This is a genomic window from Actinoplanes sp. NBRC 103695 (assembly GCF_030269485.1).
Taxonomy (GTDB): domain Bacteria; phylum Actinomycetota; class Actinomycetes; order Mycobacteriales; family Micromonosporaceae; genus Actinoplanes.
In genome coordinates, this window is the sequence record NZ_BSTL01000013.1 from 131,540 (window position 1) to 144,502 (window position 12,963).

Annotated in this window: 14 protein-coding genes; 7 read left to right on the forward strand and 7 right to left on the reverse strand. The window is 73.2% G+C overall.

Annotation, left to right across the window (positions count from 1 at the left end; all coding sequences use genetic code 11):
• Position 1 precedes the first annotated feature (1 nt).
• Both QSK31_RS24115 and QSK31_RS24120 read left to right on the forward strand, forming a co-directional pair.
• Entirely contained in the window at positions 2 to 310 is a 309-nt protein-coding gene (locus tag QSK31_RS24115; protein WP_285686564.1) for a hypothetical protein, read from the forward strand.
• Positions 297 to 1,568, forward strand: coding sequence for a hypothetical protein (locus QSK31_RS24120; protein ID WP_285686565.1), 1,272 nt, complete (start codon positions 297 to 299; stop codon positions 1,566 to 1,568). Before QSK31_RS24115 ends, QSK31_RS24120 begins: the two co-directional genes overlap by 14 nt.
• On the opposite strand, the gene QSK31_RS24125 is transcribed toward QSK31_RS24120, so the two are convergent.
• Complete coding sequence (locus tag QSK31_RS24125) at positions 1,543 to 1,989, reverse strand: O-methyltransferase (protein ID WP_285686566.1); 447 nt, start codon at positions 1,987 to 1,989, stop codon at positions 1,543 to 1,545. The two genes, QSK31_RS24120 and QSK31_RS24125, sit on opposite strands and share 26 nt — an antisense overlap.
• A 226-nt stretch (positions 1,990 to 2,215) precedes the next feature.
• Here QSK31_RS24125 and QSK31_RS24130 point away from each other — a divergent pair, with 226 nt between their 5' ends.
• Positions 2,216 to 2,791: a dihydrofolate reductase family protein gene (locus tag QSK31_RS24130; protein ID WP_285686567.1), complete on the forward strand. Its 576-nt coding sequence runs from the start codon at positions 2,216 to 2,218 to the stop codon at positions 2,789 to 2,791.
• On the opposite strand, the gene QSK31_RS24135 is transcribed toward QSK31_RS24130, so the two are convergent.
• Positions 2,785 to 3,402, reverse strand: a complete 618-nt coding sequence (locus tag QSK31_RS24135) for a TetR/AcrR family transcriptional regulator (RefSeq protein ID WP_285686568.1) — start codon at positions 3,400 to 3,402, stop codon at positions 2,785 to 2,787. The two genes, QSK31_RS24130 and QSK31_RS24135, sit on opposite strands and share 7 nt — an antisense overlap.
• A 14-nt stretch (positions 3,403 to 3,416) precedes the next feature.
• Between QSK31_RS24135 and QSK31_RS24140 the strand changes: the two genes are divergently transcribed.
• Positions 3,417 to 4,292 (forward strand): alpha/beta fold hydrolase, encoded by an 876-nt coding sequence (locus QSK31_RS24140; protein ID WP_285686569.1) that lies wholly within the window; start codon positions 3,417 to 3,419, stop codon positions 4,290 to 4,292.
• Between the two features lie 98 nt (positions 4,293 to 4,390).
• Here the strand turns inward: QSK31_RS24140 and QSK31_RS24145 are convergent, their stop codons facing one another.
• Positions 4,391 to 5,134, reverse strand: a complete 744-nt coding sequence (locus QSK31_RS24145) for an SAM-dependent methyltransferase (protein ID WP_285686570.1) — start codon at positions 5,132 to 5,134, stop codon at positions 4,391 to 4,393.
• Between the two features lie 23 nt (positions 5,135 to 5,157).
• Here QSK31_RS24145 and QSK31_RS24150 point away from each other — a divergent pair, with 23 nt between their 5' ends.
• Positions 5,158 to 5,892: a phosphotransferase enzyme family protein gene (locus tag QSK31_RS24150; RefSeq protein ID WP_285686571.1), complete on the forward strand. Its 735-nt coding sequence runs from the start codon at positions 5,158 to 5,160 to the stop codon at positions 5,890 to 5,892.
• Between the two features lie 569 nt (positions 5,893 to 6,461).
• Here QSK31_RS24150 and QSK31_RS24155 read toward each other — a convergent pair.
• Positions 6,462 to 7,289 (reverse strand): PhzF family phenazine biosynthesis protein, encoded by an 828-nt coding sequence (locus tag QSK31_RS24155; protein WP_285686572.1) that lies wholly within the window; start codon positions 7,287 to 7,289, stop codon positions 6,462 to 6,464.
• A 78-nt stretch (positions 7,290 to 7,367) separates the two neighbouring features.
• On the opposite strand from QSK31_RS24155, the gene QSK31_RS24160 reads away from it, so the two are divergent.
• Positions 7,368 to 8,033 (forward strand): M15 family metallopeptidase, encoded by a 666-nt coding sequence (locus QSK31_RS24160; RefSeq protein WP_285686573.1) that lies wholly within the window; start codon positions 7,368 to 7,370, stop codon positions 8,031 to 8,033.
• Positions 8,034 to 8,039: 6 nt separating this feature from the next.
• On the opposite strand, the gene QSK31_RS24165 is transcribed toward QSK31_RS24160, so the two are convergent.
• A complete protein-coding gene (locus QSK31_RS24165) occupies positions 8,040 to 9,938 on the reverse strand; it encodes a substrate-binding and GGDEF domain-containing protein (RefSeq protein WP_285686574.1) in 1,899 nt (632 codons plus the stop codon).
• 142 nt (positions 9,939 to 10,080) lie between these two features.
• Positions 10,081 to 10,665 carry a nucleotidyltransferase family protein gene (locus tag QSK31_RS24170; RefSeq protein WP_285686575.1) on the reverse strand — a complete coding sequence of 195 codons (585 nt, stop codon included), beginning with the start codon at positions 10,663 to 10,665 and terminating at the stop codon, positions 10,081 to 10,083.
• Between the two features lie 49 nt (positions 10,666 to 10,714).
• Here QSK31_RS24170 and QSK31_RS24175 point away from each other — a divergent pair, with 49 nt between their 5' ends.
• Complete coding sequence (locus QSK31_RS24175) at positions 10,715 to 11,536, forward strand: alpha/beta fold hydrolase (RefSeq protein ID WP_285686576.1); 822 nt, start codon at positions 10,715 to 10,717, stop codon at positions 11,534 to 11,536.
• A 19-nt stretch (positions 11,537 to 11,555) separates the two neighbouring features.
• Here the strand turns inward: QSK31_RS24175 and eccB are convergent, their stop codons facing one another.
• Positions 11,556 to 12,962 carry a type VII secretion protein EccB gene (gene eccB, locus QSK31_RS24180; protein ID WP_285686577.1) on the reverse strand — a complete coding sequence of 469 codons (1,407 nt, stop codon included), beginning with the start codon at positions 12,960 to 12,962 and terminating at the stop codon, positions 11,556 to 11,558.
• Position 12,963 lies beyond the last annotated feature (1 nt).

Genomic DNA, 12,963 nt, shown 5'->3' on the forward strand with positions numbered 1-12,963 from the left:
CATGGAAGCGGACACCGGGCGGTTGACGGAGATCGCCGGGCGGCTCGACCCGGCGCCGGCCAAGGCCGCCCTGGACGCGGCCGGCGAGGCGAAGACGGCCGCGCTGGTCTGCGGCGACCCGATGCCCGGTTGCCAGGCGTTCAGCGAGGCGGTCGGGCGGGTCGCGGACGAGCTCATCGCGTTCCTCACCGACGCGTCGGCCGGGGTTCCGGCGTACGCGTCGGTGGTCCGGCAGGGCGCCGGGATCTACCACCAGGCGAACGCCTCGGCCGAAGGCTTCATGCGGGGGGTGCACGATGGGCGTGCCTGAGCTGGTCACCGCGATGCAGGAGATCTACCGGCAGGCCGAGGCGCAGATGGCGCACGTGCCCGTGCTGGAACGCAGCCGCGGCGCGTGGCAGGCCGTGACGGACGGGCTTGCGGGCACCTCCGACCAGCTGCGGGAGACGTCGGCGGCGGTCGACCTGGAGTGGCCGGACGACGTCGGCGCGACCTGCACCGAGCGGCTGGAGACCAGCGCCACCACCGTGCGCGGCTGGCAGGAGACGCTCGCGGCGGCGGATCTGCCCACCGTGGTCGCCGATCTCGCCACGGCGGTGCGGACCACGGTCGACGGGATTCGCGAGCTGTGGAACGTGTTCGTCCAGGCCGTCGGGCAGCTCGGCGTCGTCGGGATCGACGCCGCGGCGGTGGAAGAGGCCCTGACGGGGATCGTGGAAAGGGCGGCCGCGATGCTGCGGGAGCTCGATCAGCGGTTCGCGGAGGCGGCTTCGCGGGTGTCCGGCTCCTCCTCGGGTACGCCGTGGGACGGGCCGGCCGCTGACGGGGGCGGCGGCGAGTCCACCATGGCCGCCGCGGACGCCCCGGCCGCCGGCGGCGCCTCCCCCGACGCGGGTGGAGCCTCGCCCGCTGCCGGTGGGGCCTCGCCCAGCGCCGGTTCCCCGGCCGTCGCCGCTCCCTCCCCCGCCGGCGCCGGTGATCTCCCGTCGCCGGATCCCGTGGGTGCGGGCCCGCTCGCCCCTTATTCGCCGTCGCCCAGCCTCGCCGGATCCCTGCCGTCCCTGTCACCGGCCGGCTCGTCCTTCAGCCCTTCCCTCTCCGGAGGGCCTTCAGGTTCCGGGGGCCTCGGGGGCCTTTCACCGGCGGGCCTCGGTGGCGGTCTCGGCATGATTCCGCGGGCCGGGCGGACGCTCACCGGGGCGGCCCCGACGGCCGGCGGCGGTGGCGGGACTGCCGCGGGTCAGGCCGCGACTCGGACCTCGGCCGGTGGCGCCACCGGCCGAGGGCTGATCCCGCCCCTCTTCGGCGGCGGGATGAACGGCGCCGGCGGCGGCCACGGCTCCGACCCGAAACCCGGCGACGAGGCCAGCGCCCACCGGGCCCGCCCGATCCAGGACGTGCCCGGCGTCCCCCCGGCGCTGCGCGGGCGCACCGGCACGATGGCCGAGACACCCGAGTTCCTCACCGGCGCCACGGCCGCGTCCACCGAGCCGGAACCGCTGCGCGAAGACCTGTGGCAGGCCGAACGCCCGCCGTCGCCGTTCAGCCGCCGACCCGGATCAGCGTGAACCCGTCCCAGCCCTTCGACCCGACCGTCTGCAGGGCGGTGGCCTCCAGCCGGGGATCCGCCGCGATCATGTCGTGCACGGCCCGGACACCGCGGACCCGCTCGTCGGTGCTGTCCGGGTCGGCCACGGCGCCGTTGCGGACCACGTTGTCGATCACGATGACCGTGCCCGGCCGGCTCAGCCGCAGCGAGGCCTCCAGGTAGGCCGGGTTGCTCGGCTTGTCGGCGTCGATGAACACGAAGTCGTACGCGTCGGCGCCGCCCTCGGCCAACCTGCGCGCCGACGCGGCCGCCGGCCCGACGACCACCTCGACCCACCCGGCAACCCCGGCGCGGGCCGCCACCAGCGCGTCGTCCTCACCCACGAGCGTGTCGACGAAGTATCGGTCGACGTCGCGCCACAGTTCCTCGGACTCGTACATCGCCGTCCTTACCTCGCTTCAAGGTTCAAACAATCTGCCGCTATCGATGTGCGGGCACCGTTCGGGCGTCCTCATTCTCCACATCAGGGAGTCCACCGATGTCCCGTTCAGCTCCCCCGCGCCGCCCACCGCAGGTATTTTCCGGGCGGACCTTGTCGGATCGGGCCGGCGGCGTTCGTGGAGGAGGTAAGAGACGAACCGACCGCCCACACGTCAGGAGTACGACATGACCGCCACCTACACCTTCGACGTCTTCTCCAGCCTCGACGGCTTCGGCGCCGCCGGCGGCGACTGGACCGGCTACTGGGGCAAGCAGGGCCCCGAGCTGCTCGCCCACCGCCTCGCCCAGTACGACGCGGAACAGCGGATGGTCTTCGGGGCCACCACCTACCGGGAGTTCACCGGCATGCTGGCCGGCAGCACCGAGGATTCCGAGGTACGCGACCCGTGGGTCACCAAGATGTGGAACGCGCCGGCCACGGTGGTGTCGACGACGCTCACCGGCCCCCTCGACTGGCCGAACGCCACCGTCGCGAACGGTGACGCCGTCGACGTCGTCGCCCGGCTCAAGGAGGAGTCCGACGTCCCGTTGCGCTCGCACGGCAGCCTGTCGATGAACCGGGCGCTGATGGCCGCCGGCCTGGTCGACCGGGTACAGGTCACCCTGTTCCCGGTCGTCACCGGCCGGACCGGGCTGGCCCCGATCTTCCGGGGCGCGGCCGACTTCGACCTGGAGCTGATCGAGCACCGGACGCTGGACCGGGACATCCAGGAGCTCGTCTACCGGCCCACCCTTCACTGACCGCCCGGCGTTTCCGGGCCGAACACCAGGTCCAGGTGGTAACGCAGGACGGTGACCGCGGCGGCCCCGTCGCGTTGCCCGCCGAGAACGCTCGAGGTGAGCCCGTTGGTCAGCGCGAGCAGGCCCGCGGCGGTCAGCTCCGGCTCGGGGCGGTCCGCGGCCCGGAGCTGGGTGGCCAGCAGCCGTTCGAGGCGGTCCGGGTGGGGGACGCCGTGCCGGGTCAGCTCCGGCTCGGCGAGCCCCAGGCTGTAGAACGCCGCGAAGGTGCGGCTCAGGCGGACGCTCTCGGGGTCGAGGGGCAGCACGGCGAGCAGGGTCTCGGTGACGAACACCCGCGGCGGAGGCGGTGAGCCCAGGGCCACCAACCTTTCGCGTACGCGGTCGCCCAACTGCTCGGCGAGGTAACCGACGGCGGTGATCAGCAGCTCGTCCTTGGTGTTGAAGTAGTACTGCACCAGGCGGACGGAGACCTCGGCGGCGGCGGCGACCTGCCGCATGCTCGCGTGCTGCAGTCCCTGCTCCTCGGCGATGCGCAGGAGAGCGCCGGCGATGTGCCGTTTGCGCTCGTCATGATCCACCCGCTTCGGCAAACCGCACCTCTCCGCTTTCATGGTACGGTCGTACCATGAAGCCTGTTCCTCGAATCGGCGACTTCACCAGCGACCGCGCCCGGCAACGATTCCACACCGCCCACCGCGATGCGATGACCCGGCTCTGGCCCGGGCCTGCGACCCCGGAACCCCTCACGACCAGCTACGGCGAGGCCGTCGCCTACCGGACCGGCCGGACCGGGGGCACACCGGTCGTGCTGGTTCCCGGCGCCGGCGGCAGCGCGGTCACCTGGTACCGCTACGTCGAACGGCTGGGCCGGCAGCACCCGGTCATCGCGCTCGACCCGGTCGGCGAACCCGGCGCCGCCCGCCAGACCCGGCCCGTCACCGGCGCGCACGACGCCGCCGCCCTGCTGTCCGAGACCCTTGCCGCGCTGGGCGAGGAGCGCGTCCACCTGGTCGGCATGTCCTACGGCGGATGGACACTGCTCCACCACGAACTGCAGTTCCCCGGCCGCGCCGCCAGCCTCACCCTGCTCGACCCCGGCGGCCTCGGCCGCCTCGGCGCCCGGTTCTGGGCCTGGCTCTTCGCCGGCGGGCTCGCCGGGCTCACCCCCGCGCCGGTGCGACGCCGGCTGGCCGGGCCGGTACGCAACGCGACGCTGCGCGAGGACGAGCTGATGCCGCTGCTGCCGTTGACCATGGCGTTCCGCCGCCGGCTGCCCCTGCCCGACGCGCTGACCGACGACCAGCTCGGCCGGATCACCACACCCACCCTGGTGCTGCTCGGCGAGCACAGCGTGCTCTACCCGGCCGGCGAGGTGGCGGCGCGCCTCACCCGGGCCATGCCGCACGCCCACGTCGAGATCGTCCCGGGCGCGTCACACGACCTGCCCGCCCACTCGCCGGCCCTGGTGTCGGACCGCATCGAGGCGTTCCTCGCCGCGTAGCGTCACGCGCTCCTCGCCGCCTGGCGTCACGCGCTCCTCGCCGCGTAGCGTCACGCGCTCCTCGCCGCGTAGCGTCACGCGCTCCTCGCCGCCTGGCGTCACGCCTGCTTGACGGCCACGCCACCCCAGAAGGCGTCCGGTACGTCCTCCGGGGTGTCGGCGTCCGGCAGCCAGCGCGCGACGGGCACGATGCCCTCGGCGGTCGGCGTCCACCGGCCCAGCAACGGCGCGAACGCGGCCGGCTCGCGCATATGGAACGCCGGGCCCATCATCGCCAGCGCCTCCGGGTGGCCGGCCAGTTCGGTGGCGTCGAAGTCGAACAACAGCCGGCTGCCGGCCGGGACCGCGTCGTACAGGGCGTCGAGGGCCCCGGCGAGCGTCGCGTCGTCGAAGAACGCCGGAAGTCCGAACAGGACCACGCCGAGCGGTTGCCGCTTCCGGTCCGGCAGCACGCGGTCCAGGACGGCCGGGTCGATGCTGTTCGGGTCGGTGACATCGCCGAGCGCGTAGTCCACGCTGTCCAGCCCGTCGAGCAGCTCGCGTCCGACGGCGACGATCCGCGGGTCGAGATCGGTATAGAGCACGCGAGCCCCCGGCGCGGTCTCGTGCACGTTGGCCTGTGTCGGAACGCCGGCGCCGAACACCAGGAACTGGCCGACGCCCTCGCCGACGGCCTGCCGCACCGCGCGGCCGGAGAAGGCCCGCAACGACCGGAAGATGTCGGCGCACGGCCGGTACGCCGACTCGAACGCACCGGCGGCCGCGACATCGATCGGGTGATGGTGGACCCCGCCGAGCCAGTAGTCGATCATGCGTGCCGTGCTGGGCGCCTGCGGTTCCACCCCGACACTCTAAGATCTGTCCGGTGGGGTGGGAAGCGCTCGACCGGTGGGGTGACGACGTCACTCGCCTCGAACCGCTCACCGGCGGCGTCGCCAACGACGTGTGGAGCGTGCGCCTCGGCGGGCGCCTCGCGGTCGGTCGTCTCGGTTCCCGGAGCGACGCCGATCTCGCGTGGGAGACCGAGCTCCTCCAGCACCTCGACCGTTCGGGTCTGACCGTGCCGGTGCCGATCCCGGCCACCGACGGCAGGCTGTTCGCCGACGGCCTGGTGGTGATGACCTACCTGGACGGTGGACCGCCCGAGACGGACGCCGACTGGCGTCGGGTGGCCGGCACGCTCCGCGAGCTGCACCGGCTGACGCGCGGCCGGCCGCAGCGCCCCGGCTGGCGGTCGTCGACCGACCTCCTGCACGCCGGCACCGGGACGAAGGTCGACCTCGGCGAGATGCCAGCCGAGGCCGTCGCCCGATGCCGGGCGGCATGGGCGCGGCTCGCCGGCCGTGAGACGTGCGTCGTGCACGGCAACCCCACCAACCCGGGCAACATCCGGATGACCGCGGACAGGGTCGCGCTGATCGACTGGGACGAGTCGCACGTCGACGTCCCCGACCTCGACCTCGTGCTCCCCGGCAACGCCGCCGACCTGGCCGGCGCCACACACGACATCGCCGCGCAGGCGTCGGCCGCCTGGGAGGCCGCCGTCTGCTGGGACGACGCGTACGCGGTCAGGCGGCTCGCCGAGGTCCGGCCGCTCTGAGGAGGTCCGGTTGGGGCCCGCGGTGCCGAGCTTTCCGCCGTTTTCGCTGGGCGTGGGTCGGGCCCGGCTGCCATGGCGGCGGGGGTGCCTACTTGCTGTCGCTGCCGCCGCTCGCGGCGGTAGCCGGGCACGCAGTGGTAGACCCCAGCGCGAGTGGTAGACCCAGCCACCAGTGGTAGCCCTTGGCGGTATCCGTCCTCGAATACCGTCCTGCGCTACCACCATCCGCGATCGTGGCAGCCAGCAGCGGTATCGCGATCCTGAACAGCGTCCGGTCCTACCACTGCCCGCCCGAGTGGCAAGCCCGCGACGATCCGGCCCGCAGCCCACGAGGGGAATGCCGCCCCGGGCTACCACCCTCGTGCCCGGCTACCACCGCGAGCGGCGGCAGCGACGGCGAGCAGGCACCCGGGGGGCCTGGCAGCCGGGCCCGACCCCACGCCCAGCGTAAGCGGCGGCACTGACGGCGAGCAGGCACCCGGGGGCCTGGCAGCCGGGCCCGACCCACACCGGGCGCAAGCAGCGACGGCGAGCAGGCACCCGGGGCCTGGCGAAGCGCTGGCGGCCTGTCAGGGCGTGCGGTGGAGGGTGCCGGTGAGGGTGGTCCTCGCACGGCCCCGGAGCTCGACCCGCCGGCCGTCGCCTGTGGATACATGGAGGTGGCCACCGCGGGGTGAGAGCTGGCGCGCCCCGAACTCGGTGCCGAGCTGGGCGCTCCAGTACGGGCCGACGGTGCAGTGCGCCGAGCCGGTCACCGGGTCCTCGGGGATGCCGTACGCGGGCGCGAAGTACCGCGAGACGACATCGTCGCCGCCGGCTCCCCGCGCCGTCACGATCAGGCCGCCGGCGGGCAGCTGCTCGACCGCGCGCAGGTCCGGCGCCAGGCGGCGCACGGCGTCCTCGTCGGGCAGCACGGCCAGGATGTTGCGCTCGCCGACCTCCGGGTGGTCGGTGATTCCGGTCCACACCGTGTCGACCTGGCCGAGCGCCTGAGCGAGCCCGGCCGGCGGACTGAAGCTCCGGGCCGGGACGGCCGGGAAGTCCAGGAGGATGTCGTCGTAGTGGCGGCGGGCGGAGAGCCGGCCGCCGAGCGTGTCGAACTCGACGGGGCGGTCCGGGTCGGCGTGCCCGCTTTCCCACAACCAATGGGATGCGGCGAGAGTGGCGTGCCCGCACAACGCGACCTCCGTGGTCGGGGTGAACCAGCGCAGAGAAAAAGGCCCGTTCCCGGGTACGACGAACGCCGTTTCGGACTGGTGCAGTTCGTTGGCGACGCCCCGCATCCACGATTCGTCGGGAAAGGCGTCCAGCACCAGCACTCCGGCCGGGTTCCCGGAGAAGGGCGCCTCGGTGACGAACGCGTCGACCACCGCGACAGCTTGATCGGAGAAGGACATCGGCTACCCCCGGGGATGTGACAGGATCGGGATGTGCGTCCCTTTTACGTTACTTCGTTCGCATCGGCGGTGACCGGTGTGATTCTCGCAGCGACCGGGACCGCCGCCTCCTCCTCCGCCTCCTCCGCCTCCTCCGCCGCCTCCTCCGCCGCCGCTGCCGCTGCCGACGACGGCTATCGGGCCTCGATCCGGACCATCGACGCCGCCACGGCGAGGGCGATGACCGGGGTCTCCTGGCGGCCGGGCTGCCCGGTGCGCATCTCGGACCTGCGCCGGGTGGAGCTGACCCATTGGGGCTTCGACCGGATCCGGCACCGCGGCGAGCTGATCGTCCACAAGGATGTGGCCCGCTCCATGGTGACCGTCTTCCACTCGTTGTATTCGATGCGGTTCCCGGTCAGGAAGATGCACCGCGTGGACCGCTTCCGTGCCGACGACAACGCGTCGATGGCCGCCGACAACACCTCGGCGTTCAACTGCCGGCCGGTCGCCGGCTCGACGCGCGGGTTCTCGCTTCACTCGTACGGCAGGACCATCGACGTCAATCCGCTGGAGAATCCGTACGTCAAGGGCCGGACCGTGTTGCCGCCGGCCGGCAAGGCGTTCACCAACCGCGCGAACGTCCGCCCGGGGATGATCAGGCGCGGCGACCGGGTCTGGAAGGCGTTCACCGCGCGCGGCTTCCGGTGGGGCGGGGACTGGAAGTCGCTCAAGGACTACCAGCATTTCGAGATCCCGAACTGAGCGACGTCAGGCGGGCGTGTCCGAAGCGCGCAGCCGGGCCACCATCTCGTCGTGCATGCTCGGCTCGAACACGGCTCGGCCGCCGGTGCGCCGGGACTTGGCCCAGTACATGGCCGTGTCCGCGTCCCGGACCAGCGACTCCGCGTCCGCGGCGGGCACGTCGTGGGCCAGCGCGACGCCGATGCTCGCGGTGACCACCAGGTTTTGCCCGGCCAGCCGGTGCGGGCGGTTGAGCGCCGATTGCAGCCGCTGGGCCATCGTCGTCGGGGTGTGGCCGTCGTCGAGAGCGTCCAGCAGGACCAGGAACTCGTCGCCGCCGAAGCGGGCCGCCGTGCCGTGGCCGCCGAGTTCGGCGCGCAGCCGCTCGGCGACCTCCACCAGGATCTGGTCGCCGACGGCGTGGCCGAACGTATCGTTGATCAGCTTGAACCCGTCGAGGTCGACGAAGAGCACGGCCACGTCGGTCCGGCGTTCCGTCCCGGGCGCCACCGCCGCGGCCAGCAGCTGGACGAAGTGCGCCCGGTTCGGCAGCCCGGTGAGGTGGTCGTACAGGGCGCTCGCGCGCAGCTGTTCCTCCTGCTCGCGCAGGGTCCGCAGCACCGCCTGGTAGTCCAGCGCGACCGTGAGCAGCGCGGCCCATTGGTTGATCGGCTCACGCCCGGTGGCCGCCTGCAGGTCCACGCAGTCCACCGTCGCGAGCAAGCCCCAGTCGCGGTTGCCCACCCTCACCGGTACGACGAACGTCAGCGAGCCGGGCTCGGCGCGGGCCGCGTCCAGGATCGCCACCGGCGGGAAACCGCTGGCCCGGACCGGCGGCAGCGACCCGACCGGCAGGGACGACGCGCGATGGAACTGGCCGACGATGTCCAGGGGCTGGTCACCGGAGCCGGGCGTCTCGGTCCACAGTCCGAGGCAGCCGGCCCGTGCCGGGGTGCGGCGCAGCCAGCCCAGCTTGCGGGGATCCTCCTCGTGGCTGCGCAGCAGGTCGAGGCTGATGTCGTACTGGCTGCTCAGGGCGAGCTGGAGCCGGGTGCGCTCCCGGTACTGCGAGCGGCCCTGGGCGCGCAGCGTCTCGGGTGAGCGCACCGCGTCGTCGTGGCTGCCGGGGAACTCGTCCGCGGGGCAGCCGCACGACTCGCGGATCACCAGGTGCGTCGCGACCTCGTGGCGCGCGGGCGCCCCGCCGGTGCCGTCGATCGCTGACAGCAGCACCTCGGCCGCGGTGGCGCCGACCTTGAAGAGCGACTGCCGGACGGTGGTGAGGCGCGGCTCGGTGAACGACGAGTCGGAGAGGTCGTCGAAGCCGACGATGGCCTGGTCCTCGGGGAGCCGGCAGCCGGCGGCGGTGAGCACCTGGATCATGCCGATCGCGTTGAGGTCGGTGCCGGCCAGCACCGCGGTGGACGGCAGCCCGGCGGCGAGCATCGCGCGGGCGGCGCCCTCGCCTCCCGCTTTCTGGTTGTCGTGGGCCTCGAAGATCAGGTCCGGGTCCGGCGTGATGCCGTGCTCGATCAGCGTCTGCCGGTAGGTCTCACAGCGTTCCCGCTGGTCGAGAGCGCCCATGAAACCGGCGAACGCGATCCGCCGATGTCCGTGCCTGATCAGGTGCTCGACCGCGGCCCGCACCCCGACCCGGTTGTCCGGGAACACCGTCGGGCAGTCCAGCTCGGGGAACTCGTGGCTGACCACGACGACCGGCCGGCCGGTGGCCTGGATCTCGTTCAGGTACTTGACGCTCGCCGCGTTCACGATCACGACGAACCCGGCGGCATGGTCCCAGGCCAGCGGGTGCGGCGGGTGCGGCGGCTCGGCCAGCTCCAGCTGATCGGTGCCCGCGTCCAGGGTCTGCACCGCCACCACTGCCGCGCCTGCGTCGGATGCGACCTGCGCGATCCCCTCGATCACGCCACCGAAATACCACCCACCGAGGAAGGGGGACAGAACACCAAGGACAGTTTCGCCACTTTCGTCCATTGTGCCCCTTCCGCGAGCGTGACGCTGAGGAGACGATACCGCTACAGACCCACAGATCCGACTGGCAACCCGATCAACTGACGGGCGGAATCACCGTGACCCCGCGCCAGCGGGTCTCGGGGCTGTGGCGGGCCAGGCGAACGCGGGAGTGGTTCACGTCGACGCGGACGGGATTGCGGCGCCAGACGCCGTCGAGCAGATCGTCGAGGCCGTGCGGCGCGCAGATGTCGATCGTGCCCTCGCGCGTGGCGCGGACGGCGACGGCGGTCGCGTACTCGGGCCAGGTGGCGACGGCCTCCGCCACGGACCGGAACGGTGGCGTCGGCGAGCCGCCGAACTTGTGGTGGTACCAGAGGTGGACGGCGGCCTGGTTGCGGGCCTCCCACGGCGGGCGGCGCCAGAGGCCGGCGAGCAGGGCCGTCGCGCGATCGTCGTCGGCACGTTCGGTGTGGAGCGGGTCGAAGTAGACGACGTCGACGTCGCGTACCGTCGAAGGGTCGAAACCGGGACCGTAGAGCTCGCCCCACACCAGGTCGCGCAGCGCGCCGGCACCCACCCAGGCGTCGGGCAGGCCGGACCCGGCCACCGTGGCGAGAACCCGCGTCATCCAGCGGGACGCCGTGACGATTGCCCTCAGCCGCTCGGCCTGCGTGCTCATCCACGCATTGTTCACCGTCCGGGCCGGCCGCGGCTTCTAGGGTGGAATCATGCGAATCGAGGCACGAGGACTCACCTTCGACGTGGCCGCCGGCGGACCGGAGGACGGCACTCCGGTGCTGCTGCTGCACGGGTTCCCGCAGGACCACCGGGAGTTCGAGCTCATCCTGCCCGAGCTGCACGCGGCCGGATTGCGCACTTTCGCGTACGACCAGCGCGGCTACGCCCCGGGCGCCCGCCCGGCCGACGTGGCCGCGTACACCGTCGTCGAGGCCGCGTCCGACGCCCTCGCGATCCTGGACGAGCTGGGTGTCGGGGAGTTCCACCTGGTCGGCCACGACTGGGGCGCCGTCGTTTCCTGGGTGATCGCGGCGCTGCACCCGCAGCGGGTGCGCACCCTGACCGCGGTCTCCGTTCCGCACATCGGCGCGATGGCCGAGGCGTTGCGGACCGACGAGAGCCAGCGGGAACGCTTCGGCTACCAGGCCATGCTCGCCGCGCCGGACGGCGAGGACGCGGTCCGCGCCGACGACTTCGCGTGGCTGCGCCAGGTGCTCGCGCCGATCGGCGACCGGGCCGAGCTCTACATCGACGCGATGCGCGACCCGGGCCGGCTGACCGGCGGCATCAACTGGTACCGGGCACGGGCCGCCGGCGGGCGCGGTGAGCTGCCCAAGGTCTCGGTGCCGACCACGTTCGTCTGGAGCGACCAGGACGCGGCGATCGGCGAGGCCGCCGCGCGGCTGTGCGCCGAGTGGGTGACCGGGGACTACGAGCTGGTCACCGTGGCGGGAGTCAGGCACTGGGTCCCGGAGGAGGCGCCCGGCGCCCTGGCCGACGCGGCCCTGGCCCGGATCGGCAAGACAGGCTGACCCGGAAAGCAAAGCGGGGCTAACCCGCGAAAACAGGGTCGCGGGCGTGCGCCGGGTCGAGGCCCGCGCCGAGCGGCACCCGGGACACCAGGCTCGCCGGGAGCCGGACCGGGCGGGCGGTGCCATAGCCGAGCATGCCCGGCACGTCCGGCCCGGCCAGCGGGAACGCCCGGCCCTGGTCGGTGACCAGCATCAGGGTGCCGGCGCGAGCCTCCGCGCTGGGCAGCACCTCGGCGAGCACCGCACGCCCCGGCGGCACGTGCACCCGGTCGGCCAGAGGCAACCCCTCGGCGGTACGCCCGGCCGTCGGCACCGTGGTGGCCGGCAGTGTCCCGCCCACCTGAAGGCGCGGCACCGCGGCGCCGTCGTCGTAGGTGACACAGACCGGCCCGCTCGCGGACGCGAACCGCGGGCGCGTCGCGGGCACGTCACTGTCGACGGGCGTGGAGAGAGTGGCCGCCGCGGCCGCCGACACCGCGAGCGGGATCGGCGCCGGCTCGTTGCCCGGGTAGGCCTTGGCGGTGCCCGGCGAGGCGAGCTGGATGGCGGACTGGAGTTCGCTGATCGCCCGCAGCCGGTTCTCCTCGGCCAGATAGTGCTGCCTCTGCCCGCCGGCCTCCGCCACGAGCAACTGCCCGATGAGGATGCCGGGGCGGTTCGCCACCGCGTGCGACGGGCGGCCGGCATCGCGTACCGGAAGAGAAGCGATCGTGGCACCGGCCGGGAGGATGTCGACCAGCGCGTGCCCCACCTGGGCCAGGGGTTCGGCGCGCAGCGCGAGGCCGACCGTGACCGTGTCGCTCTGGCGGATCAGATGCCGGTGGCCGCGCCAGATCAGGTAATGGTCGCCGGACGCGGGCACGTCCACCAGCAGCGCCTCGTCGCCGAGCGGCCGCGCGCCCGCCGGTCCGGCCCCGGCCAGCAGCACCGACCGGTCGACCGCGGTCCCGGCCCCGTCCGAGACACGCTCCGAGCAGAGCGACCAGCCGCCGGTGAGCAGCTGTTTCGGGGCCGGCAGCGTGTCCGGGACGTCCGGTATGCCGATCGCCGGGCCGCGGGCGACGCCGACCAGCGACTCGCGGGAGATCGTCCGGGTGGGCGCGTTGCGGCCCAGCGCGAGCAGCGCGGACGTGTAGTTGAGCACCGGATGTAGCACGGCGTCGACGTACACGTAGCGGGCGCCGGTCTCCTTGACCACGATGACCGATTTGCCGTCTCGCCAGGCGGTGTTGCCGCCGGGCCGGAAGAAGCCGTACGCGCCGACGGCGACCAGCGCGATCACGGCGAGCGCGACGCTGCCCCACGCGGCGAGCGCCGGGCGGCGCAACGGCGGCTGTTCCGGATCGGTCTCGTGGATCACCAGCGCGGAATGCACCCGCCGGCCGAGGAAGCGGTGCGCCTGCAACAGGTCGCGACGGCTGGCCATG

Bases quoted from the DNA above. Each gene is read 5' to 3' on its own strand.
- QSK31_RS24115 (WP_285686564.1), top strand. From the start codon at position 2: ATGGAAGCGGACACCGGGCGGTTGACGGAGATCGCCGGGCGGCTCGAC.
- QSK31_RS24120 (WP_285686565.1), top strand. From the start codon at position 297: ATGGGCGTGCCTGAGCTGGTCACCGCGATGCAGGAGATCTACCGGCAG.
- QSK31_RS24125 (WP_285686566.1), bottom strand. From the start codon at position 1,989: ATGTACGAGTCCGAGGAACTGTGGCGCGACGTCGACCGATACTTCGTC.
- QSK31_RS24130 (WP_285686567.1), top strand. From the start codon at position 2,216: ATGACCGCCACCTACACCTTCGACGTCTTCTCCAGCCTCGACGGCTTC.
- QSK31_RS24135 (WP_285686568.1), bottom strand. From the start codon at position 3,402: ATGAAAGCGGAGAGGTGCGGTTTGCCGAAGCGGGTGGATCATGACGAG.
- QSK31_RS24140 (WP_285686569.1), top strand. From the start codon at position 3,417: ATGAAGCCTGTTCCTCGAATCGGCGACTTCACCAGCGACCGCGCCCGG.
- QSK31_RS24155 (WP_285686572.1), bottom strand. From the start codon at position 7,289: ATGTCCTTCTCCGATCAAGCTGTCGCGGTGGTCGACGCGTTCGTCACC.
- QSK31_RS24170 (WP_285686575.1), bottom strand. From the start codon at position 10,665: ATGAGCACGCAGGCCGAGCGGCTGAGGGCAATCGTCACGGCGTCCCGC.
- QSK31_RS24175 (WP_285686576.1), top strand. From the start codon at position 10,715: ATGCGAATCGAGGCACGAGGACTCACCTTCGACGTGGCCGCCGGCGGA.
- eccB (WP_285686577.1), bottom strand. From the start codon at position 12,962: ATGGCCAGCCGTCGCGACCTGTTGCAGGCGCACCGCTTCCTCGGCCGG.